20 protein-coding genes and 1 pseudogene are annotated in these 22,689 nt (G+C 68.6%); 7 read left to right on the top strand and 14 right to left on the bottom strand.

All coding sequences use genetic code 11. The features are described 5' to 3' along the window. The first annotated feature begins 68 nt into the window (after nucleotides 1-68). Together RNB18_RS03720 and RNB18_RS03715 are read left to right on the top strand one after the other, a co-directional pair. Nucleotides 69-431 carry a YciI family protein gene (locus tag RNB18_RS03720; RefSeq protein ID WP_311712680.1) on the top strand — a complete coding sequence of 121 codons (363 nt, stop codon included), beginning with the start codon at nucleotides 69-71 and terminating at the stop codon, nucleotides 429-431. Nucleotides 432-490: 59 nt separating this feature from the next. Then, nucleotides 491-1,696, top strand: a complete 1,206-nt coding sequence (locus RNB18_RS03715; protein WP_311712679.1) for a DUF6596 domain-containing protein — start codon at nucleotides 491-493, stop codon at nucleotides 1,694-1,696. A gap of 292 nt (nucleotides 1,697-1,988) precedes the next feature. On the opposite strand, the gene RNB18_RS03710 is transcribed toward RNB18_RS03715, so the two are convergent. The 13 genes and pseudogenes from RNB18_RS03710 to RNB18_RS03650 all read right to left on the bottom strand — a co-directional run bounded on the left by RNB18_RS03710 (nucleotide 1,989) and on the right by RNB18_RS03650 (nucleotide 16,405). Then, entirely contained in the window at nucleotides 1,989-2,351 is a 363-nt protein-coding gene (locus RNB18_RS03710; protein ID WP_311712678.1) for a hypothetical protein, read from the bottom strand. Nucleotides 2,352-2,386: 35 nt separating this feature from the next. Then, nucleotides 2,387-3,373 carry a cellulase family glycosylhydrolase gene (locus RNB18_RS03705; RefSeq protein WP_280859895.1) on the bottom strand — a complete coding sequence of 329 codons (987 nt, stop codon included), beginning with the start codon at nucleotides 3,371-3,373 and terminating at the stop codon, nucleotides 2,387-2,389. Nucleotides 3,374-3,885: 512 nt separating this feature from the next. Then, a pseudogene (locus RNB18_RS03700) lies at nucleotides 3,886-4,159 on the bottom strand (IS5/IS1182 family transposase); the annotation flags it as partial. A gap of 13 nt (nucleotides 4,160-4,172) precedes the next feature. Beyond that, nucleotides 4,173-5,513, bottom strand: coding sequence for an NtaA/DmoA family FMN-dependent monooxygenase (locus RNB18_RS03695; RefSeq protein WP_311712677.1), 1,341 nt, complete (start codon nucleotides 5,511-5,513; stop codon nucleotides 4,173-4,175). Between the two features lie 49 nt (nucleotides 5,514-5,562). Then, nucleotides 5,563-6,261 (bottom strand): nitroreductase, encoded by a 699-nt coding sequence (locus tag RNB18_RS03690; RefSeq protein ID WP_311712676.1) that lies wholly within the window; start codon nucleotides 6,259-6,261, stop codon nucleotides 5,563-5,565. Nucleotides 6,262-6,511: 250 nt separating this feature from the next. Further along, on the bottom strand, nucleotides 6,512-7,249 hold the full coding sequence (locus RNB18_RS03685; RefSeq protein ID WP_311712675.1) for an NADPH-dependent F420 reductase: 738 nt from the start codon (nucleotides 7,247-7,249) through the stop codon (nucleotides 6,512-6,514). 118 nt (nucleotides 7,250-7,367) lie between these two features. Next, nucleotides 7,368-7,961, bottom strand: coding sequence for a TetR/AcrR family transcriptional regulator (locus RNB18_RS03680; protein ID WP_311712674.1), 594 nt, complete (start codon nucleotides 7,959-7,961; stop codon nucleotides 7,368-7,370). A gap of 331 nt (nucleotides 7,962-8,292) precedes the next feature. Continuing rightward, nucleotides 8,293-9,132 (bottom strand): helix-turn-helix transcriptional regulator, encoded by an 840-nt coding sequence (locus RNB18_RS03675; protein WP_311712673.1) that lies wholly within the window; start codon nucleotides 9,130-9,132, stop codon nucleotides 8,293-8,295. A gap of 661 nt (nucleotides 9,133-9,793) precedes the next feature. Beyond that, nucleotides 9,794-10,483, bottom strand: a complete 690-nt coding sequence (locus RNB18_RS03670; protein WP_311712672.1) for a TetR/AcrR family transcriptional regulator — start codon at nucleotides 10,481-10,483, stop codon at nucleotides 9,794-9,796. Nucleotides 10,484-10,596: 113 nt separating this feature from the next. Further along, nucleotides 10,597-11,565 carry an NADPH:quinone oxidoreductase family protein gene (locus RNB18_RS03665; RefSeq protein ID WP_311712671.1) on the bottom strand — a complete coding sequence of 323 codons (969 nt, stop codon included), beginning with the start codon at nucleotides 11,563-11,565 and terminating at the stop codon, nucleotides 10,597-10,599. A 266-nt stretch (nucleotides 11,566-11,831) separates the two neighbouring features. After that, nucleotides 11,832-13,577 (bottom strand): CocE/NonD family hydrolase, encoded by a 1,746-nt coding sequence (locus tag RNB18_RS03660; protein WP_311712670.1) that lies wholly within the window; start codon nucleotides 13,575-13,577, stop codon nucleotides 11,832-11,834. A gap of 136 nt (nucleotides 13,578-13,713) precedes the next feature. Next, a complete protein-coding gene (locus RNB18_RS03655) occupies nucleotides 13,714-15,054 on the bottom strand; it encodes a cation:dicarboxylate symporter family transporter (protein ID WP_311712669.1) in 1,341 nt (446 codons plus the stop codon). 184 nt (nucleotides 15,055-15,238) lie between these two features. After that, on the bottom strand, nucleotides 15,239-16,405 hold the full coding sequence (locus RNB18_RS03650) for a mandelate racemase/muconate lactonizing enzyme family protein (RefSeq protein ID WP_311712668.1): 1,167 nt from the start codon (nucleotides 16,403-16,405) through the stop codon (nucleotides 15,239-15,241). A 109-nt stretch (nucleotides 16,406-16,514) separates the two neighbouring features. Here RNB18_RS03650 and RNB18_RS03645 point away from each other — a divergent pair, with 109 nt between their 5' ends. From RNB18_RS03645 to RNB18_RS03635, 3 genes are all read left to right on the top strand, one after another. Then, complete coding sequence (locus RNB18_RS03645) at nucleotides 16,515-17,225, top strand: GntR family transcriptional regulator (RefSeq protein WP_311712667.1); 711 nt, start codon at nucleotides 16,515-16,517, stop codon at nucleotides 17,223-17,225. A gap of 417 nt (nucleotides 17,226-17,642) precedes the next feature. Next, the gene (locus tag RNB18_RS03640) at nucleotides 17,643-17,951 is read left to right on the top strand and encodes an SRPBCC family protein (RefSeq protein WP_311712666.1); all 309 of its coding nucleotides are present in this window, start codon (nucleotides 17,643-17,645) and stop codon (nucleotides 17,949-17,951) included. A 310-nt stretch (nucleotides 17,952-18,261) separates the two neighbouring features. After that, nucleotides 18,262-18,888, top strand: a complete 627-nt coding sequence (locus tag RNB18_RS03635; RefSeq protein ID WP_311712665.1) for an NAD(P)-dependent oxidoreductase — start codon at nucleotides 18,262-18,264, stop codon at nucleotides 18,886-18,888. 123 nt (nucleotides 18,889-19,011) lie between these two features. Here RNB18_RS03635 and RNB18_RS03630 read toward each other — a convergent pair whose 3' ends face one another. Further along, entirely contained in the window at nucleotides 19,012-19,449 is a 438-nt protein-coding gene (locus RNB18_RS03630) for an NAD-dependent epimerase/dehydratase family protein (protein ID WP_311712664.1), read from the bottom strand. Between the two features lie 313 nt (nucleotides 19,450-19,762). On the opposite strand from RNB18_RS03630, the gene RNB18_RS03625 reads away from it, so the two are divergent. Next, nucleotides 19,763-20,905, top strand: coding sequence for a LacI family DNA-binding transcriptional regulator (locus RNB18_RS03625; protein ID WP_311712663.1), 1,143 nt, complete (start codon nucleotides 19,763-19,765; stop codon nucleotides 20,903-20,905). 370 nt (nucleotides 20,906-21,275) lie between these two features. Next, complete coding sequence (locus RNB18_RS03620) at nucleotides 21,276-22,673, top strand: ABC transporter substrate-binding protein (RefSeq protein ID WP_311712662.1); 1,398 nt, start codon at nucleotides 21,276-21,278, stop codon at nucleotides 22,671-22,673. Nucleotides 22,674-22,689: the final 16 nt, after the last annotated feature.

Raw genomic sequence — 22,689 nt, 5'->3', positions numbered from 1 at the left:
TCGAATCGGGGCTGACCGTTCGACGTAGGGGTGTCGGGCAACAACAACCACCTGGAAGGACAGCCACCATGGCTCAGTACGCGATCCTCATCTACGCCAAGGCCCAAGTCGAGGAGGCCGAGGTCATTCCCGGGGCGCGTGAAGCCCATGACCGCCACTTCGAGGACATGGTGGAGTCCGGAGCCCTGGTCACGGCATTCGCGCTGCAGCCGGCCGCCGACACGGCGACCTCGATCCGCGGCGACGTGGTGACGGACGGCCCGTTCGTGGATGCCAAGGAAGTCATCGCCGGCTTCGCCATCATCGAGGCGCCCGACCTGGACGCCGCTTTGGAGATCGCTCGGGCCAATCCCGCCACCCAGCAGGGCGGCGGCGTCGAGGTGCGGCCCGTCGAAGGCGGCTTCATCGCGGATCGACCCGCCGCCGCATGACGCCCCCGGCAGACGTCGAAACGGCGGTCGCGGACGCGCACCGTCAAGGGTGGGCCCTGGTGCTCGCCGCGACGGCGCGCGTCGCGCGCGACCTGGACCTGGCCGAGGAGTGCGTGCAGGAAGCGTATGCCGCGGCGTTGGCGAGCTGGGCCAGCGACGGAATCCCGAACAACCCGGCGGCCTGGCTCACCACCGCGGCCAAGCGCCGCGCGATGGACGCGGTACGGCGCGAGCAGACGTTCCGCTCGAAGCTCCCGCTGCTGGTAGTACCAGAGGAGACGAAGGACGAGGTGGCCCTCGCCGAACCGGCCCCCGTCGAGCCGGGAGACCTGGTGCCGGACGAGCGGCTGCGGCTGATCTTCATGTGCTGCCATCCGGCGTTGGCGCAGGAGGCGCAGTTGGCGCTTACGCTGCGCCTGGTGTGCGGAGTGACGACCGCTGATATCGCTCGGGCGTTTCTGGTGTCGGAGCCGACGATGGCCGCCCGGATGACCCGAGCGAAGAAGAAGGTCTCGGCTGCGCGGATTCCCTTCCGACTGCCGGGGGCAGCTGAGCTGCCGGATCGGCTGCGCGCGGTGCTCGGCGTGATCCATCTGCTGTTCACCGCTGGGCACACCGCGCCGTCCGGCGCATCGCTGGTGCGTACAGACCTAGTGGACCAGTCGCTGCGGCTGGCCCGAATGCTGCGGGAGCTGATGCCCGACGAGCGGGATGTGCGGGGGCTGCTCGCTCTGCTGCTGGTCACCGACGCCCGGCGTGCCACCCGGGTCGACGTCGATGGTCGTCTGCTCCGCTTGGAGGACCAGGATCGATCGCTCTGGGACCGCTCGGCGATGGCCGAGGCGCACGACCTGATCGTGGACGGGCTACGCGGCGGGCGACCGGGTCGCTATGTCCTGCAGGCGGCGATCGCCTCGCTCTACGCCGAGGCGCCGTCCTACGACCAGACGGACTGGCCACAGATCGTGACCCTGTACGACGAGCTGCTGTCGGTGTGGCCCTCACCGGTGGTGGCGTTGAACCGCACGGTCGCCGTGTCGATGGTCGCCGGGCCAGAACAGGCGCTGAAACAGGTCGCTGCGTTGGAGAAGGACGGCCGGCTTACGAGATGCCAGTACCTGCCAGCGATCAAGGCGGACCTGCTGCAACGGCTGGGCCGCTCGGAGGATGCCTCGATCGCCTACTGCCAGGCGCTGGAGCTGACCGGGAACGACACCGAGCGCGCGTTCCTGGCCGAACGGCTCGCCGGACTGCATCGGGCGTAGGTACCGGGCTCTCGGCCGCCTCGACTCCGCCGTCCTCCGAGCTCAGGGTCGACCAGTGTCGGTGATGCTGTTCCCTCGGCCGTGGCGGGTTCGCACCCGGCAGCCGCCAGGCGCCGGGTGCGGCGCCGTATCCGCAGCCAGGGTTCGGGGTGCAGGCGTTCCGGTTCGCTCTGGACCCGAACGCCGCCAGGAGGCGGCGCTGCGTTCGCACTGCGGCGCCGCGCGTGCCGCGTACAACTGGGCCGTGGGCTGGGTGACCGCCTCCTGGTGGCAGCGCCCACGCGGAGGAGTCCTACGGCGTCCCGCAGGCCGGGCTGACACAGTGGTGGCCGTGGTCGCTGGCGTCGCTGAGGAAGGCGTTCAACGCCGCCAAGCACACCGATCCGAGGTTAGCCGCCTGGTGGCAGGAGAACTCCAAAGAGGCGTACTCCACCGGGCTGGCAACCGCGTCGGCCTCGTTCTTCCTCCACCGGCGCTGTCTGGACGACGACGGTTCGCTGCGCGAGCGGGACGACGCGGCGGCGATGCGGGGCGCCGAGCCGGGATGGGAGACGCCCGCCGTGCCGCGCTGGTAGTACCAGGAGGAAGTTACGGCCCCGACGGCTGCCGAGTGCGGGCATCCGTCGGGGCGCACGGTTGTGACGAAGAACGTCAAGGTGGGGCGGAAAGCCCCCTTGGCCGTGTGACCCGTTACAGGCCCCAGCCCCAACGCAGTTGTGCCACGCCCGAGGAGTTGTTCACCGCCAGACCGCTGCCGCTCTGCCGGGTGATCGAATAGCTGTCGTCCGAGCGCAGGCCGGGCCAGTAGACGACGCCCATCTGACGGGACCTCGTCAGGTCCGTGGTGGCGGCGAAGTACGCGGTGAAGGTGTTGCCGTCCTGGTTCCCGCCGTAGTAGTTCAGCCCGGTCGTCATCGGGGCACCGGCCTCGTCGATGATGGTGCGGGACGAGTACGAGCCGAGCCGGTTGCTCAGGTTGGTGGTCCACGCCGAGCGGGTCGTGTCCGAGGCCCAGTATCCGTAGAAGTGCAGCGACAGCAGCGTGCCGTTCAGGGCGCTGGCCGCTCCGACGCCCGTGACGTTGTCGTTGTAACCGGTGCCGCTGATGAGGACTCGCCCGCGGGGGGTGCTCGAATGCCGGGACAGCCACGACGAGCAGAGCGACACCCAGTCGTTCAGGCTGTAACCGAACGGCTCGTTCATCGGTTCGAAGTAGACGTTGCCGTTGCTGCCGTAGTCGCTGATGACCTTGTCCCACATGGTGTTCCACGCGTTCATGTCATCGACTTTGCCGTCCTTGTTCGCTTCCCAGTAGCCGAAGATGACCTTCATGCCGTGGGACAGGGCCGAGTCGGCGGCGCCCTTGTACCGCCCCCACCAGTCCGAGTTGACGCTCTGCGGGTTGATCGGCAGCCGCACGGTGTTCGCGCCGAGCTGCTGCTGGAAGCCGCTGATGATGCCGTCGGCCTTGGAGCGGACGCTGTCGTAGCTGTCCCCGGCCGTGAGGCCGGTCGGGATCACCCAGCCGTCCACGTAATTGTCGCGGCTGTCCGCCCAGTTGACTCCGCGGAAGGAGTTGGTGGCGGCGGATGCGCCATGGGAAACCGTCAGCAGTGGCGCGAGGAGTGCTGCGATCAGGAAGGCGCGCAGACGGGCGCGAGAGCGGAGGCGATTCACACGAACTCCATTGTTCGATTGCTCGATGTTTACGTAAACATCCGTCCTGACGTGGGGCTACCGAGTCGAAGACGGGGAGGTTTCTGAATGCTGATCCTCCATCGATTCAGTGTCAAGAGCCTGTCAGGAGCCGTATCCCGTGTGACAGCGGCGAGTTGGGGCGGGCGACCAATGGGCGCTCACCGAGGTGGACCCCGAACGCCTTGCCTGGGACACCGAACCCCCGACCTGGCCGACCAACAAGCCGGTGTTCATCGGCGGCCAGGTCCCGCAAGAAGTTCACTGGGATCGCGGCGACCTCGCAGGGCCGGTCGGCGTCGCCTCCAAGAAGGCCAGCACGCCGCCGCTCCGCCGGGCGGCCTCTTTCACCAAACCCGCCAGCACCCTGCGCATCGGCGACCACCATTTAGTGGTGCGACCGACACACGATAGCGGTGGGCCTCAAAGTCAACATGGGGTGAGGCCCACCGTATTTCACTCGTACCGGGCGATCACAGCAACACTGAGCCCGGTGCCATGCCGCGTTCGACGGGAGCCCGGGCCTGGGCCAGTGCGCGCGGGACGCCCCGCCGCTCGCAGATCCGGATGATCCGGTTGCCGCGGGCCGCGGTCAGGTCATGGGCGCGGTCCGGCAGCACAGCTGAGCAGTAGCTCGCCGGCGTGATCGGTGACGACCTGGACGTTCACCCCGTAGCGGCGGTGCTTGGGCGAGTAGTCGCCGCGGCCGTCGCCGACCCGGTCGCACTCGGCGAGGGTCCCCTCCAGCAGCGCAGCCGGGCGCTGATGGGCTGCGTGGTGGTCACTGCCGGGTCGGCGTCGCGAGGCGTGGGTCGAGGCCGTACTGCTCGTGGGCGCCGAGGTTCTCGCGCAGGGTGGGGCCTTCGTAGTCGTCGTGGAACAGGCCGCGTTGCTGCAGGATCGGGACGACCTGGTCGACGAAGGCGTCGAAGCCGTCGTGGTAGCTGTCGACGGCGATCGAGAAGCCGTCGCAGGCCTCTGCTTCGAACCATTGCTGCATGTGGTCGGCCACGTCGGTGGCGGTGCCGGCGACCACCGGGTGGTAGTCGATGACGCCGTGGGCGAGGACGTCGCGCAGGGTCCAGCCTTCCCGGGCCACTGCGAGGGCGCGGGCGGAACGCGGGTCGTGTGGGCTGGGTTTGGCGTCGGCGAGCTGGTCCGCGGTCAGGGGCTCGTCGAGCTGGGCGGGGCCGAGCGGGAGGCCGATCATGGCGCCGAGGTAGCGGACGCGCTGGTTCAGGTCGACGACCTCGTCCAGGAAGCGGCGCCGCTGAAGGGCGGCGTGGCGGGAGGGGGCGATGGTCGACATGAAGCCGGCGAGCATCTTCACCTCGTCCGGGTCGCGTCCGGCGCGCGTGGCGGCGTCCCGCAGGGCCTGGCGCTGGGCCCGGGCGTCCTCGATGGTGTACGGGTTGGCGTAGACGCCGCTGGCGTAACGGCCCGCGAGTTCCACGCCGTAACTGCCGCCGCCTGCCTGGAAGATGACCGGCTGGCCCTGCTCGGACGGAGGGATGGGCAGCGGGCCGCGGGAGGCGGCGTGCTGGCCCTGCAGGTTGACCGGCTGGATCTTGTCCATGTCGGCGTACCGCTTGCCGTCGACGTCGAGCAGCCAGGCGTCCTTCTCCCAGCTGCCCCACAGTGCCTGGACGATCTGGATGACCTCGTGGGCACGCTCGTACTTCTCCGCGCGCGGCGGGATCGTCGCGCCGAAGTTCGCCGCGGCGGCGGGGTCGGATGTGGTCACCGCGTTCCATCCGGCCCGGCCGTGGCTGATCACGTCCAGGGCCTTGAACTGGCGGGCGAGATTGTAGGGCTCGGTGAACGTGGTGGAGGCGGTGGTGACCAGGCCGATCCGCTCGGTCTCGCGCGCGAGGACGGTCAGGATCAGCAGCGGGTCGATCATGTGGTGCGGGGCATGGTGGTCCAGGTCGACGTCCAGGACCGGGGTGTCCGCGATGAACAACAGCTGGACCTTGCCGCGCTCGGCGGCCTGCGCGTAACGCACGAACTGGTCCATGTCCGTGTAGCTGTTCAGGTTCGCACCCGGCAGCCGCCAAGCCCCGGGTGCGGCGCCGTATCCGCCGCTGAACTGCATGCCCAGAACCATCTGTCGGCTTGTCACGGTTACTTCTCCAGACCAGGCGAGGAAAATAGCGGTGCGGGCACAGGGCCTACGGCCTCTCGAGGACTCCCGGGGTGTCGTGCAGGACCACGCTCCGCCGAAGCGGAACCCGCTCTGTGCGAAGCGAGTTCACCGGTGCCGCCGGGTCGGCCATGCCGAAGGAGATGCCGAACAGCAGCTTGAGCTCCGGGGAGACACTCAGGAACTCGCGGACGGTGTCGGCGTAGACGCCGAGTACGGTCTGCGGGATGCCGGCCAGCCCCCGGGCCGACAGTGAGAGCAGGAAGTTCTGGGCGTACATGCCGATGTCGCCGGCCGTCCGTACCCCGTCTCCGAGCGCCGGCATGAACAGGAAGGCGGCATGGGGAGCGCCGTAGAAGTCCAGGTTCTCGCGGACCGCCGCACTCCTGCCGTCCCGGTCCGAGCGCTCGATGCCCCGGGCCCGGAAGTGGCTCGCGCCCAGGGCCTGCGCCCGCTCGAGGTAGATGCCCTCGCCGTAGCCATCGGTGAAATCCGGGGAGGTCCGTCCCTCCTCCTCGGCCAGGAGCAGCTCTTTGGCCAGGGCGTTCCGTGCCGCACCCGAGACGACGTGCACCGTCCACGGCTGGGTGTTGCTGTTCGAGGGCGCCGTCTGTGCGTCTTCCAGTACGCCGCGGATGTCCGAAGGCGACAGGGCGGTGGGCAGGAACCTTCGGGGGGAGCGTCGGGAGCGTGCGATGTCGGTGAAGGGTGATGCGGTGCCGGGCAAGGCGGTTCCTCTCCGTGGCGTGCAGTCACCGCAACGGCGGCCGCGGCGCAGCGCAGTACGGCGAGCCGTGCACGGAGGCAGGCGGTGTATGAGCCGGCTGCGGACACACCCTCGGGTGCCGGCGGGCATGCGGATGCTCGCGGGCAGCGGCGTGCCGAGACTGCGGGCTGCAGCGCGGGGACTGTGCGCTCTTCGTGTTCGTCTTTATGTGGCCGCTCTCGTTCGGTTCCGGAGAGCGGCGTCGGGTGTCTCAGCGGTGGGCGGCGCGGTTCATCTCGACGACGTCGTCGACGGTGGGGTTGGCACCGAGGGCGGCGAGGCGTTCCGGGAGGCTGTCGCGGACGCGCGCGTCCTTGGCGCGGTCGGCCGCGGCCAGGGCCGCCGGCAGCTCGTCGAGGGTCAGTTCGGTGCAGTAGGCGGGGCTGTTGGGCTGCTGGCGCCAGGAGTCGGCCAGGGTGCCGGCGTCGTAGGGGTCGAAGCCGGTGTCGTCCACGAGCTGCATGGCCACGCGCCGCGCCTGCTCGGTGTCGCCGGCGACGGGGAGGGCGAGGCGGCCGGGTGTTCCGGCCGCAACACCCCGGGTCTGCTGGGTTCCGGCCAGCGCGGCGTTCCACGCCTTGACCACGGGCCGGCCCAGCTGCTCGGCGGTGTACACACTCTCCACCTGGCCGTTGTCCACCGCCTCGATCGGCTCGCTGAGCATGCCGGGGTAGTAGTTCGCGGTGTCGATGACCACCGTCTCGGCGGGCACCGACGCGAACAGACCGGCCAGCTGGCCCGCCACCCCGAAGGGGATGGCCAGGATGATGACGTCCCGGTCCTGGACGGCGTCGGCGAGCTCCGCAGCACGCGCCCCGGACTCCAGTACCTGCGCCGGGATGGTCTCGGGGCCGCGGGCGTGGGCCACCTGGACATCGTGACCGGCCGTGCTGAGCTTGGCAGCGAGGCTCCCGCCGATGGCACCGGCACCTATGACAGTAATTTTCATGAATTGTCCCTTGCATGGTTGTGCCGGCCCTCAGGGCAGCACGAGGTGATGGCTGGGTGGGGGTGCCGCCTGGCCTTGCGGCGGGTCGGGTCGGGGCTGGGCAGGAGTGCCCGGCGGTTTACGCCGGGCTGTCCTGCTGGCGGTAGCCGCTCGCGATGAGGGTGCGGAGCCGGTCGAGTGACTCCTCCTCGGTGCCGGTGCCCTTGATCCAGGCAACGGAACAGGCCGCGAGGAACAGGTCGTTGCCCCGCACGGAGGCGCGCACGCGCCCCGCGCGCTGCGCGGCGCGCACGTACTGATCGGTGGCGGTGATGAGGATGTGGCAGGGAATGGTGAGCGGGTTGTCCGGCTCCTGCGCCCGGGCCGCGGCCATGAGCGGGTCCGGCAGACCGCTGAAGGCGCTGAAGTACTCCTCCATCGCCCGCAGCCACTGCTCCAGCGCCACGACCGGGTCGCCGAGCCGGTCGATGTCCGCCTGACGGGCCACCAGCTCCTCGGAGCGCGTCTGCAGCACCGCCGCCAGCAGCGCTTCCCGGGTGGGGAAGTGCCGGTACAGGGTGCCGGGCCCCACGCCCGCCTCCTTCGCCACCGCCTCGAGAGAGGTCCCGACCCCGTACTGCAGGAAGTGACGCTGCGCGGTCTCCAGCAGGGCCGCGCGGTTGCGCTGAACGTCCGCACGCAGCTTGCGTCCCCGCACTTCACCGGCGCTCATGCGCCCTCCCGCCTGCCCTGATCCTGCGGCCGCACCAAAACGGATACTGCCTCCGTACACATCCGAGACTAAAACGGAGGCCCCATCCGGTCAAATCGGCGACCCGGCCACGGAGGTGAAGCGCGGTGGCCGCGCTCCGGAGCCCAAGCTGGAGATCGTGGTGGCGCAGGTTCTTGGGGACGGCCAGGAGGTCGGCGGTGCCGCGCCCAGATGGCGGGCGGGCCAAGGGCGTCGACGATGACATGGCCACGTACACGCGGTCCCTGCCGGCCAACGGCGTGCCCGTACCGCAGATCACCCAGAAGCTCGTCCTCTCCCCCGGCCCAGAACGTCAGGGCGTGACCTGCTGGTGCCCTATGACAGAGAGCAGTTCGAGCTTGCTGTGGCTCTCCGTGCCGGGGCGAGTGGTCAGCACCACCAGGGTCTGGGCGCGGTTCTCGGTGAACAAGACCTGGGCGTCGACGTCGATGCGGCCGAGTTCGGGATGGAGGATGGTCTTGCAGTCGTCGTAGCGTTGGGCGACCTCCTGAAGGTCCCACATCCGGACGAACTCGGGGCTGCGTTCCTGGAGTTCGGCGAGGATCCGGGCGGCTCGGGGGGTGTCGCTGCCGGCTGTCAGCGCGGCCCGCAGGCGGGCTGCCTGGGCGCGGCCGTGGCGTTCGTGGGTCTCCTCGGGAACCATCAAGCGTTCGGCCGGGTCCATGAACCAGCGGTAGTAGCCGCTGCGGGCCAGACCGGTGTGGCGGGTCTGGTCGCCGAGCAATGCGACGGCCAAGGGGTTCATCGCGAGGGTGTCGAACAGGTCGGTCTGCACCATGGCCGGAGCGTCGTCCAGGCGGTCCAGGACCCGCAGCAGCGTCGGGCTGACTTGTTCGGAGCGGTGGAAGCGGGCCGGGGCGTTGTGGCCGATGAGGACGAAGAGGTGGTCGCGTTCGTCCAGGGTCAGCCGCAGTGCCCGGGCGAGAGCCGCGGTGATCTGGACGGAGGGCTGCGGAGCACGCTGCTGTTCCAGCCGGGCGTAGTAATCGGTGGACATGCCGGCGAGTTGCGCGACCTCCTCGCGGCGCAACCCCTGCGTACGCCTGCGCGCCCCCTCGACCAGCCCGACGTCGCGGGGGCGCAAGGTCTCACGCCGGTGGCGCAGGAATTCCGCCAGTTCCTTCTTGTCCATGCGCCCATCCTCGCCGCATCCCGCCCGGCTATCCAGAGACCGCCGATCCATGGCTGAGCAGTCCTGTCCCTCCCGCGCAAAGCCGCTCATACGGCCGACCCCGATAGTGCTCGCAGCGAGACGACCCCTTGATCATGACCTGCATGACCCGCTGGGAAATTCGCCGGCTGTCAGCGGTGCGCCGCAGGCCGTCGGCCTGGAAGACGGCCCGCCGCGACGATCCCCCTCGAGGACACACAACGCTTTGGGCCCAACGCTCTGCACCCAACGCTTTGACCGGCCCGGGCCTCGTCACCCGGCCCGGCCCGGCTGACAGGACGATGTTGGCCGTGTCAGTCGGGCGTTCGCGTGCCCCTCAGCGCTCAGGACAGAGCACATCGCCGACCAGCAGTGCCCGACCACGCCTCCAGGAGGCTGCCGACGACTGTGTACGGATGCTCCTCCGGCCGGGCTCCACGGCTTGAGAAGACAGTGGTCGAGGTCGACCACATTGATGGCATCGATCGACGATCACATGGTGTTGGTCGGGTCTCGTCCTGACGAGCACCCGCTGTCTGAACGGGTCCGAGGTCTGCCCATGCAACAACAGCGCACGTCGTTTTGGATCTGGGGATGGTGCCTGGTCGGAGACGATCCGCGAGGTGCGCCACTCCCCCAGGCTTTAACTCGACGCCGGGGTCTCGTCCTTGGGTGCGCGGACAGTCGTAGAAGGAGGCACGGATGTGCCCTGCCCCGAGCTGAGTCCGTCCAGCAGGAGGTCCCCGAGTTCGGAGAAGGCGTCGCCGGCGGTCAGGCCGGTGCTCTCCAGAAGGACCCCCGACTGGACCGCGTCGATGGTGACCGCCACGACCTGGGCTGCGAAATGGCCGTTGAGCGCTCGGAAAACACCGGTCTGCACGCCCTCCTCGATCAGTTCGTGGACCCGGTGCGCCGCGGCGGCGGAGTTCTTGCGGTAGATCTGTGCGGTCGGTTCGTAACCGACCATGTCGTCGTAGAAGGCGTGGGAATGCCGGCGCATGGCCGTGCCGACGCCGGTGAGATAGACCCTGATGCGCTGCCGGGGGTCCGGCTCGGCCTGGACGGCGTGTTCGATCTCGGCCGTCGCGTCCCGGAAGAAGGCGCGGGTGACCGCCAGCACCAGCTGTTCCTTCGTGGAGGCGAGGCTGTACAGCGTCGCCTTGGAGCACCCCAGTCGCTGGGCGAGCTCATCCATGGTCACCGCGGTGAAGCCTTCGGCCAGGATGATCGCCTCGGCCTGGCGCAGCAGTTCGTCCCGCCGACGGGTGTCGACGACGCGCCTGCGTGCCGTCCGGCGCGGGCGTCGGTCGCGCGAGTCAGTTTGGGCCGTCACCGCAGCAGTCTCCCATGGGCGTCCCCGCCCAAAGCGGCGGGTGGTCGTCCGAGCCGGAAGGCCGACCCTTACAACTGGGTACTAACGTACCGCCTAACGTACCCGCAGTGTCGTCACGCACCGATCTGCAGCAGTGTCCGGCCGAGAACCTCTCGCTGGTCCAGGTGTTTCAGCGCGGCCGACGCCTGTTCCAAAGGGAAGACGGACGAGATGGGCGGGTCCAACCGGCCGGACTTCAGCAACGGCCAGAGTTCGTGCCAATAGACGCGGGCAGCTTCCGGATCCTGCCGCCAGTACTCGTCCATCCCGACTCCGAGCACCGAGGTGTTGGTCATCAGCAGTCGATTCACTTTGACCATGGGGATGCCCCGGCCCGCGAATCCCAGGACGAGGAGGCGCCCCGCCCCGTGCCGTAGCGCACGAAGCGAGTCCGGGAAGCGATCCCCGCCGACGGGGTCGACCACCACGTCGACTCCTCGGCCGTCGGTGAGGCTCCTGACCTTGTCGAGGAATCCGCCGACACGTACGACCTCGTGTGCTCCTACCGACCTGGCCAGTTCGGCCTTCTCGTCGGTGGACACGACGGCGATGACGCGCGCGCCATACGCCGCGGCCAGCTGGCAGGCCGCGCTCCCCACTCCGCCTGCGGCTCCCTGGACGAGGACGACCTCGCCAGGGCGGAGAGCACCCCGGTGGATGAGGGCGAAATGTGCGGTCAGGTAGTTCAGGGGCAGGGCCGCCCCACTGCGGGTGTCGACGTTGTCCGGGAGTGGAAAGACCATCGATGCGTCGACAGCGGCCGTCTGGGCGAAGCCACCGGTGACCGGCAGCGCTGCGACGCGGTCACCGGCGCGGAATCCGGCACCGTCCGTGCGGACCGTTCCGGACATCTCCCAGCCGGGCACGAAGGGCAGTTCGGGACGCGTCTGGTACTCCCCGCGAGTCTGCAGGAGGTCCGGGAAAACCACGCCCGCCCACTCGACGTCGATGAGAACCTGGCCCTCTTGGACCTCCGGCTCCGGAAGCTCTCGTACGACCAAAGCGTCAGGACCCTCGAAAGCGGTGACGATTACACCCTGCATCAATACCTCCCGGCCCCAGGACCATCTCGAGACCACTGCGTGCTTGCAGAACTGCTGACCGGGTCGGCGGGGTGACTGTCTCCGACGTTCACCCGGCTTCGGAGCAGGCGTGGGCGTGTACCTGCTTGCCCGCCAGGTTCGTGGTTACCTAGTCGGCGGCTTCGCCCGTGAGGAATGCCGCGGTTTCGGCGATGTCCTCGGGCCTGCCGGTGTGGCGAATCGGGACGTGGAGGTCGCGGTCAGTTCGGTGACCCGGTCGGCGGTGCTCACTGCTGGTCCTTGCGGTCGATGATCGGCAGGAGCAGGCGGCTGGGGTGGTTCGGGCCGTGATGGATGTGGTTGACCGCGGGGATCATCTGTTCCTCGCTCTCACGGGCTATGACGCCGCCGGTGTTGGTGTTGCGGTCGTAGCGGGGGAAGTTGCTGCTGGAGACGTCGACGCGGATGCGGTGTCCGGGGAGGAACACATTGGATGTGGCGGTCATGTCGACGGTGATTTCGTAGACCGTGCCTGGCTTCATGAGTTCTTCCGTGGCGAGACCATCGCGGTAGCGGGCGCGCAGGATTCCGTCGCACAGGTTGATCGCTTTGCCGTCGGGGAAGACGTCGATGAGCTTGGCGGTGAAGTCGGTGTCCACCGCCGATGAGGACACGAACAGGGTCAGGCTGACCGGACCGGTGACCTCGACAGCCTCATTGAGTACGGCGGTTGCGAAGCACAGGACGTCCTCGCGGCCGGCGACACTCCGCTGGTCGACCGGGCCGCCGAACCCCGGCGTCATCGGCAGGCACGCCCCGCCGACTGTGGGAACCGGGCGGCGCGGATCGTAGAGGTAGGTGTCGTGCCCGGCACCGGTCGGCGGCTCGGTGGTCAACGCGCCGTCGCCGTCCGCTGTGTTGGCGTGACCGGCGCTGGTCAGGTGGAAGTCGGTCCACTGCGTGTCGGGCAGCGGCCACTCCTGCTCATCACGCCACTGGTCGATGCCCATCACGAAGAGCTTCACGGGTGCCACGTCGTCCAGAGCGGTGGTGTCGCCCCGGAGCCAGCGGTCGAAGAACTTCACATGCAGGCCGGTCAGGCCCATCATCTGGGCACCGGCCAGCGGACCGAAGGAGCGGTCGGAGTAGACGCCACTCGTGGACATGTGATCCCACGGACCGATGACCAGCCGTTGCCCCTCACGCGCCTGCGCACTGCCCGCCTTCTGGCGGGCGGCGGTGTAGGTACGCACGGTCTGGCCGATGTACAGGTCGTACCAGCCACCGATGTTCAGCGCCGGGGCGGTGACGTTCTTGAGCTCGGGGGTGAGCTCCATGGCGTCCCAGTACCCGTCGTGGGAGGGGTGGGCCATCCAGTCGTCCCACCACTTGCCGTACGCCGCCAGGACCGGAACCTCGCCCGTCGGCAGCACATCGTTGAGAGACTCGGGAAACAGCGCCGCCTGTCCCAGCTGCTGCAGCTGGGACAGGGTGTCCTCGCCGGCCGCCAGGGACCGCTGTGCGTCGGCCGCGTACATCAGGGCGTTCCACCACGTGACCAGACTCAGTGACAACGCGCCGCCCGCGGAGAACCAGGGCGCCTCGTAGTTGTCGATCGAGGTGAAGGTCGGCGCGATCGCCTTGAGAGCGGGGGCGCCGGTGGCGGCGGTCTCCCACTGGACCATCCCGCTATAGGACGCCCCGAACATGCCCACCGTGCCGTCCGACCACGGCTGGTCGGCGATCCAGGCGACGGTGTCCTCACCGTCGGCCCGGTCCGCCATATGCGGTACGAACTCGCCCTCCGAGCGGTAGGTGCCCCGGCAGTCCTGCACCACCACCGCGTACCCGGCCTCCAGCAACGCGAGGAACCCGGGCATGGACTCATGAGCGAGGCCCATCACGTCCTTGCCGTACGGCAGACGCACGAGCAGCGTCGGCGCCTTCCCCTCGGCCGGACGCCACACGTTGGCGGCAAGGGCTACGCCGTCACGCATCGGAACCCGGACATCTATCTCGTACAGGTGCTGCATCGGTGCTCCTCGTTGAGCTGACGGCATCGCCTCCGGATTTGGGTACGTTAAGAGGTACGTTCGTACCCTGTCAATTACCTAAAGGGTCAACCTGCGTGGCGCCTCGCACGAGCAGCTGAGAGATCGCCGGGCACGGCTATTTGTCCGCGCCGACCTTGGCGGTGTCCAACTCGCCCTGCGGCGGCGTGATGGCTCGGGAGTGCAGGACCTTGCGGGCCTGTTCGGTGTCGAAGTCGTTCTCCCACTTGCCGATCACGATCGTGGCGACGGCGTTGCCAAGGACGTTGATGAAGACGCGGCCCTCGTTCAGGATGCGGTCGATGCCGACGATCAGCGAGAGGGCGGCGAGCGGGATGTGGCCGACCGCGGTGACGGTGCTGGCGAGGACGATGAACGCGCCGCCCGCGATCCCGGCGGTGCCCTTGCTGGTGAGCATCATGACGCCGACCATGATCAGCTGCTGCTGCCAGGACAGGTCGATGCCCATGGCCTGGGCGAGGAAGAGGGAGGCCATCGTGAGGTAGACCGCGGAGCCGTCCAGGTTGAAGGAGAACCCGGAGGGGATGACGATGCCGACCACGGGCCGGCCGATGCCGAGGATCTCCAGTTTGCGTACCAGCTGGGGCAGGACGGCCTCGCTGGAACAAGTGCTGAGGGCGACGAGCAGTTCGGCCTTGAGGAAGCGGATGAGGCCGAACAGGCTCAGGCGGCAGGCCCGCATGATGGCGCCGAGGACGACCAGGACGTAGATGACGCAGGTCGCGGTGAACAGGATGATGAGGAAGCCGAGCTGTTTGAGGCTCTCGGCGCCGTAGGTGGCGACCACGGTGGCCAGGGCGCCGAAGGTGCCCAAGGGCGCGAGCCGCATCACCCAGCCCACGATGCGGAAGACGACGTCCGACAGCGCCTTGATGCCGCGGGTCAGCGGTGCCCCTTCTTCGCCGGCCATGTTCAGGGCCACACCGAAGACGATCGAGACCATCAGCGCGGCCAGGATCGCATCCCCGGTGATCGCGCCCAGCAGGGAGGCGGGGATGAGGGAGGAGACGAAGCCGGTGAAGGTGGCGTGCTCGGTGGCGGTCTTGGGCACGTCGTCGGCGTTCAGGGACGAGGGGTCGACGTGCAGGCCGGAGCCGGGCTGGAAGATGTTGGCGACGACCAGCCCGATCAGCATGGACGCCAGGGACAGCACCAGGAAGTAGCCGATCGCCTTCACACCGATCCGGCCCGCCTTGCGCAGGTTGTCCATGGAGGCGATGCCGGTGGTGACCACGCAGAAGACGACCGGGACCACGATCATCTTGACCAGCGCGATGAACCAGTCGTTGAGCGGCTTCAGGTCCTCACCCAGCCCGGGCACGAGGATGCCGACGGCGATGCCGAGGACGGCGGCCAGTACGACCTGGAACCACAGCTCCCGTATGAGACGGCTCAGCCGTGACCGCTGCGGGCGGCCGGCGGTGGTGGTGCTTGTCATCGTTGGTGCTCCCTTGCACGACGATTGTGTGTAGCCCTGTCCCGTGGGGGGTGCGGAGGACGCGACGCGTACGCGCGCCCCTATGTCGTGTGTGACGCCCCTATCTCGTGTGTGGCGCCCGTATCCGGCGGTGCCGGCCGACGGCGCCCGCCCGATGGCGGACGCGTCTGCGGTGGGGTGGCGGTCAGCTGTGCAGGGCGCGCAGCACCTTGTAGAAGGCGGCCTTGCTCTCGAAGCCGATGCCGGGGGTGCCGGTCAGGCCGACGCGGCTCTTCTCGACGACGGCGTCGTCGGCGAAGCCGCCGGTGGGCTGGAACTCACCCGGGTAGGACTCGTTGCCGCCGAGCTTGAGGGCGGCTGCGATGTGCAGGGAGAACTGGTGCCCGCCGTGCGGGATGCAGCGCCTCGATGACCAGCCGTGCTGACGGAGCATGTCCTGGATGCGCAGGTACTCCACCAGACCGTAGGAGAGCGCGGGGTCGACCTGGATGGTGTCGCGGTCGGGGCGCAGGCCGCCGTAGCGGATCAGGTTGCGGGCGTCCTGGAGGGAGAAGAGGTTCTCGCCCGTGGCGATGGAGCCGGTGTAGTGCTCGGCGACGGTGGCGTTGAGGTGGTAGTCGAGCGGGTCGCCGATCTCCTCGTACCAGAACAGCCCGTAGGGCTCGATGGCCCGTCCGTACTCCAGGGCCGTGTTGAGGTCGAAGCGGCCGTTGACGTCGACGGCCAGCCGGGAGCCGTCGCCGTCCAGGACGTCGATGACGGCCTCGATACGGCGCAGGTCCTCCGCCAGGTCGGCGCCGCCGATCTTCATCTTGACGACGTCATAGCCCAGGTCGAGGAAGCCGCGCATTTCGTCCTGAAGATCGGTGAGGGTCTTGCCGGGGGCGTAGTAGCCGCCGGCGGCGTAGACGAAGACGTCGTCGTCGGGCTGCCCGTCGCCATAGCGCTCGGACAGATACCGGTACAGCGGCTTGCCCTCGATCTTGGAGGCCAGGTCGAACAGGGCCATGTCCACCACACCCACCGCGACCGAGCGCTCGCCGTGCCCACCGGGCTTCTCGTTGTTCATCATCACGTCCCACGCCTTGGCGTGGTCCAGGCCGCCCTGCTCGTCGAGCAGAGTGCCGGGCTCGGCCTCGAGGAGGCGGGGCAGGACCCGGCGGCGCAGGATCTCGCCGGCGCTGTAGCGGCCGTTGGAGTTGAAGCCGTAGCCGACCACGGGCTTGCCGTCCCGGATGAGGTCGCTCTGGATGGCCACGATCGAACAGTCCATGGAGCTGAAGTCGATCCAGGCGTTGCGGATCGAGGAGTTGATCGGAACGACGCCCTCGTAGACGTTGGTGATCTTCACTGCGGAGCCTTTCTCATATCTTATAAGATGTGACGCCTGTTAGAGTGAGCTGGTCCGTTGAGGGATGTCAAGGGGTGGGGAATCTCCGGAAAGGGACGGTCAGGGGGCTATGGCAGGGCAGAACCTGTTCCTCAGCAAGAGCGACCTCGCCTACGCGGAGCTCCGCGATCGGATCCTCTCCGGCACTCTTCCTGCCGGGTCACGGCTCGCCCAGTACGACCTCGCCGAGTCCCTCAACATGAGCATCACGCCCCTGCGCGAGGCCATCCGCCGCCTCAGCAGCGAGGGACTCCTCACCGTCGAAACCCACCGCGACGTCCGGGTCTCCGTCATGAACTCGAACGAGGCCCGCCAGCTGTTCGAGGTCCGCCTGTCCCTGGACCCGACCGCCGCCGAACTCGCCGCCCAGCGACGGACCGACGACGACATCGCCACCATGCAGGCCGCCGTCGACAAGCTCCTTCCCGTCACCCGCCAATGGGGGGAAGAGGCACTCACCGCCCACCGCGCCTTCCACCAGGCGCTGTACCGGGCCTCGCACAACGACGTCCTCATCCGCCTCCTGGACGACCTGTGGGACAAGTCCGACCGCTACCGGCGCCTCGGCCTCGAACTCCCGCCCGGTGACGAACCCCGCACCCGGGACCTTCAGGAGCACCACCAACTTGTCTCCCTGATCGTGGACGGCCGCGCCGCCGAGGCCGCCCAGCTGATGCGAGGCCACATCACCCACAGCCTCACCGCCACCGCCATCAGCGCCCTCGAAGACCGCGAGGGCATGCAGGCAGACGAGTCCGCGGGCGGACCGACGAGCCGGTGATCACCCGCCCCACAAGAGCCGGGGGCTCTTTGTTGCCGTAGGCGGCATAGATGCTGCGCCGGTTGATCACCCTGGCCTCGGTCGGGCCAGAGCCTTCCTCCAGATCACCTCAAGACCGTCTCCCGCCCAAGGGAGTTGTCGTCCTCCCGCGCCGCCGGCGTGTCGAACGCACCCTGGGGTGGATCACGAACGCCTGCCGCAACCCGGGCGTTCGCTGACGAGCCCGTGCGATCTCTCCGGTGCTGGTACGCGCCGATCGACCACCTGACAATCCCACTCGTGTCCACCACTACCCATCGACCTCAGAATCTCCATCTCTAACTTGATACTGAGTTCCACTTTTACTATCGTGCGTCACTACCGGTATGCACACCCGGACGAGCTGGTCGTCGTCGGCGCGACCAGCGGGGAGTGGCAATGCGAGAGATCAGCACGTACGTCGACATCGACGCGAAACCCCGGATCGTGTGGGAGGTCCTCACCGACTTCGCCCGCTGTCCGGACTGGAATCCGTACGTCCGCGAGGTGACCGGAGAGATCCGGGTCGGGGGCACGCCGGCCCTTCGGACTCAGCCCGCCAAGGGTGGCCCGGTCAACTTCAGAGCGCGGGTGACAGCCGTGACGGAGGCATCGAACTGCGCTGGGCCGGCGGGCTACCCGTTCCGGGTCTCTTCGGCGGCGACCACGGCTTCGCCTTCAGTCCGCACGACGGCGGGACGCGGGTGACCCAGGACGAGAGGTTCTCAGAGCTGCTGGTACCCGTGATGAGCAGCATCATCGACCGCACGTTGGAGAACTTCGAGCGGATGAACCAGCACCTCAAGGACTGGGCGGAAGCCAAAGCCTCCGCCGGGGCAGGGCGCTGACCGCACACCAACTGCCCTGCTGTGCGGAGACGTTCAGTCGGCAGTGGACGCACCTGCCCGGACTGCCTCCCCGCGGGCGGGGGCCGATCCCCGTGCCGGAGGCGTGGCGCGGCGCACGAACAGATTCGTCATACGAGTGCCCGTCGAGGCTCCTGAAAGGACCGACTGCAATGAGAATTCTCCTCCTGGGCGCCACTGGCGCGACCGGCGGCCTCTTCACGGACGCGGCCACCGCCGCCGGACATGAGGTGATCGCCTTCGTGCGCGACCCGGCCAAGCTCGCCGAGCGGGAGGGGGTGACCGCGGTCGCTGGTGACGTCCGCGACGCCGATGCGCTGGCCGGGGCCATGCGCGACGTGGACGCCGTGGTCAGCACCCTGGGGATCGGCAAGGCCAAGGATCCGGCGAACTTGATCACCGACAGCACTCGCGCGCTCGTCCAGGCCGCCGAGGCCGGCGGCACCAAGCGAGTGGTGATCATGTCGGCCTTCGGCGTCGGCGAATCCCTGGCAAAGGCCTCCGGGATCCTCCGGTTCCTCTACAAGGGCGGCAAGGCGAACTTCGCCGACAAGGCCGCGGGCGAGCACATCCTCGCCGCCTCCGCCCTTGACTGGACGCTCGTCTATCCGGTGCTGCTGACCAACAAGCCGGCCACGGCCGTCCAGGCCATCGACCTGAAGCAGCTCGACCGCCTGCCCGGCGTGCCCAGGATCTCCCGGGCCGATGTCGCCGCATTCCTGCTCAGCGCCGCCACCGAGGGCTCCTGGTCCCGGCGCACCGCGGTGCTCACCAAGTAGTCGGTGGAGGCGGCATCGTGCCAGGGCCCACCGGGTCGTTCGCCGTGAGCACGACGTCCCCCGGACTGCCCCTCAGCTGCTCCTCCTCGGACATGGTCAGTGTTCGTCCTTACGGTCGGAGCCTCATGGCATGTGCCAGATCTGTGGCATGTCAGGCAGTAGCCCGGTGAGATGTGCGGCGGGGTAGAAGCCGGTCACGCGGTTACTGCCGGCCGGCACCACCCGCTCGGTTCCTGTGCGCCGCGCCGCCTCCACGTTGTGCCTGCCGAGCACATTGGCTTGAAGCAGGTCCGCAAGTGGCGCCTCGCCCGGCGCGCCGCCCAGGTGGAGCACGCGGTCGGTCCCCGCGAGCGTCCACTCCACGGCGGCCGGGTCCCTCAAACGCGCCGCATCACGCCGCAGTGCCTCACGCACCCCGGAACCGATGTTCCCCGCCGCGCCCGTTGCCGCCACCCTCCCCAGGCCCGTGAGCAGGTCTGGGACCTCCTGACCATGACGTGGGGATTTTGGTAAACGCGTTCGGCCGGGGTGCTCCAGCCACACGTCGGTCGCGATCGCCAAAGGCGGGTCGGTGCCACGGACGGGCCGGGTGAGCGTCCGACGTCGCCCAGTGCGTTCGCCCGCATTCAGCGGCTATCGCCTTCAGTTCCCCACCTGAGCAGTTCGGCCGCAGGGCTGGAACTCAAAGGAAACACACCGCACCGACCGCCCCCCGCGCGCGCCGTGCCCGTCCCGCGCTTGGTTACGGATCCGTTCCGAACTCTTGACGACAGCCGTATGACTGCGTAGACATGACAGCGCAGACAGACCGCGTGACCAGTCACTGGCGGTTCTGACATCATCTGGCTCGTACATCCGGCCATCGGGAGACACCATGACGCGAGGAACGGCACGGAGCGGTAACACCGCGGCTCCGCGCAGCGTGGATGTGGCCCGTCTGGCGGGGGTCTCGCAGAAGACGGTGTCGCGGGTTTTCAATGACGAGCAGTACGTCTCCGCCGATGTGCGCAGGCGCGTCCTCGAAGCCGTTGAAGAGCTCGGCTACCGGCGTAACAACGCCGCCCGGGCACTGGCCTCCGGGCGCACTCGCTCCATCGGTGTGGTGACTCTGGGCACGGCCCTGTACGGGCCCGCCTCGCTGCTCATGGGTGTCGAGCGGGTCGTCCGGGACACGGGATACGCGCTGCGCGTGGTCAACACGATGGAGGGCGACGCCGCGGGCGTGACCGGTGCCGTGAGTTCACTCCTCGATCAGGGCGTGGACGGCATCGTCATCTCCGAACCGATCGACGAAGCGGGTGCCGAAGGAGACGCTTCCTTCCGCATCGACGTTCCGGTCCTCGTCCTGGGTGCGCCACTACCCGTCACCGCGCCCAGGGCGCTGATCGCGGGGGGCGGTGCCGACCTGATGGCACACTCCGCCATCGAGCACCTGCTGGATCTCGGGCACCTGACAGTCCATCATCTGGCCGGTCCGCAGCGGTGGTACGCCGCCCGGGACCGCCTCGAGGGATGGCGGGCGACGCTGACCGCTCACGGCAGGACCGTACCGCCGGTCGTCGAGGGCGACTGGTCGGCCGCGTCCGGGTACCGGGCGGGACGCGAACTGGCCGAAGACAGTGACGTCACAGCAGTGTTCGTCGCCAACGACGACATGGCGATCGGCCTGATCCGCGCGCTGGCGGAGGCCGGACGTCGGGTGCCGGAGGACGTCAGCGTCGTCGGCTTCGACGACATTCCGGTCGCCGCCTATGTGTCTCCTCCCCTGACCACGGTGCGGCAGCCGTTCGACGCTGTGGCGCAGGAGGGACTCAAGCGTCTGGTGCATGCCATCGAGAACCCGAACGCAGATCCCTTAGCGACGAGCGATCCACCGATCGATCTCGTCATCCGCGCCTCGACCGCGCCACCACCGAGCCGGACGACCCCGGTTCCTGGCCGGCACATCGCCTCTCGTTCACTCGGGGGTGCGGACCATCCGCCGCTCCCGAGCGGAGACCCGTCCACCCACCGCTGACCCCACCGGTCAGCCCGAACAACAGCAAGCTCAAGGCGGGCGCGTGACTTCAGGACGAGCCGCTTCTTCCGGTCACGCCCCGCCTCCTTTCGACGCCTCCCCCGCACGATCACCGCGGGGCCGTTCCTGAACCCAGCAGGCACTGAGCCAGGTTTCCCCGCCTTCTCTGCCTCTGGTTTCGTCCCCTTCTTCTTCGGCCGCGACCGCCACCTCCGCACACGGAAGGCGTGCCGGCCCCGGTCCACGAGGACCCGCACCCGGCCCCGTCGGTGTCCGAGCCTCGGTAGGCGCGTCCGCGCCTCTCCTTCACCACACCTCCGTGCGCCCTTGCCAGGCGTGCCGTCATCTTCGCCACCTGCGGGAGTTCACCATGCTCAGAAACACGTCCACATCCATGTCCGGCCGCTCCTCGATGAGCCGTCGGCTGTTCCTCACCACGACGGGTGCCGTCTCGCTCGGCCTCACTCTCACCGCCTGCGGTGGCAGCGACTCCGGCGGCTCGTCCGGGTCCTCCAAGCCTGTCAGTCAGGCCGACATCGACAAGGCGATGAAGACGCCGACCGAGCTGACGTTCTGGACCTGGGTCCCGAACATCGACAAGGAAGTCGCCCTCTTCGAGGCGAAGTACCCGGCCATCAAGGTCAAGGTCGTCAACGCCGGCCAGGGCACTCCGCAGTACACCAAGTTGCGTACGGCTCTGAAGGCCGGCAGCGGCGCCCCGGACATGGTGCAGATCGAGTACCAGGCCATCCCGACCTTCACCATCACCGACAGTCTGCTCGACCTGCGGCCGTACGGCGCCTCCGCGCTCAAGGAGAAGTTCGTCGACTGGACCTGGCAGCAGGTCAGCGGCAGCAAGGGCGAGGTGTGGGCGATCCCCCAGGACACCGGCCCGCTCGGCATGCTGTACCGCAAGGACATCTTCGACAAGCACGGCATCAAGGTCCCCACGACCTGGGACGAGTTCGCCGCCGCGGCCCGCAAGCTCCACAAGGCCGACCCCGACGTCTACCTGACCAACCTCGCGGCCAACCAGGTCGCCGCCTGGCACGGCCTGTTGTGGCAGGCGGGCGCCAAGCCGTACGTGGTGTCCGACAGGAGCGACATCACCATCGGTGTCGACGACGCCGTCTCCAGGAAGCTCGGCGCGTACTGGGGTGGCCTGGCCCAAGAAGGGGTCGTCAGCACCGACCCGGACTTCACCGACGGCTGGTACGCCGGGTTCAACAAGGGCAAGTACGCCACCTGGATCACCGCAGCCTGGGGACCGGCCTTCCTCTCCGGCTCCGCCAAGGCCACCTCCGGTAAGTGGCGCGCCGCCCCCCTCCCGCAGTGGGACGCGTCGAAGCCGAGCTCGGGCAACTGGGGCGGCTCGACCACCGCGGTCATCCGCTCCACCAAGAACCCCATCGCGGCCGCCCAGTTCGCACAGTTCCTCAACAGCGACCCGGCCAGCGCGAAGATGTTCGCCACCGAACAGTTCTTCTTCCCCGCCACCAAGGCCCTCCTCACGGACGCCACGTTCACCGGCGACGCGCCCGCCTTCTACGGCGGCCAGAAGGTCAACCAGGTCTTCGCCGACATCAGCTCCACGGTCAACTCCTCCTTCCAGTGGCCCCCGTTCCTCGACCAGGCGGCGACCGACTGGACCGAGACGGTCGGCAAGTCCCTCGCCGACAAGACCGACACAGTCCGCGCGCTCGGCACCTGGCAGACGCGACTCACCACCTACGCCAAGAGCCAGGGCTTCACCGTCGAGACGCCGTAACGGCCCGTCGGGTCCC

The sequence above is a fragment of the Streptomyces doebereineriae genome (assembly GCF_031845645.1).
Classification (GTDB): Bacteria; Actinomycetota; Actinomycetes; order Streptomycetales; family Streptomycetaceae; genus Streptomyces; species Streptomyces canus.
Note: the sequence above shows the minus strand (reverse complement) of the source record. Positions and strands in the feature narration are given on the sequence as shown.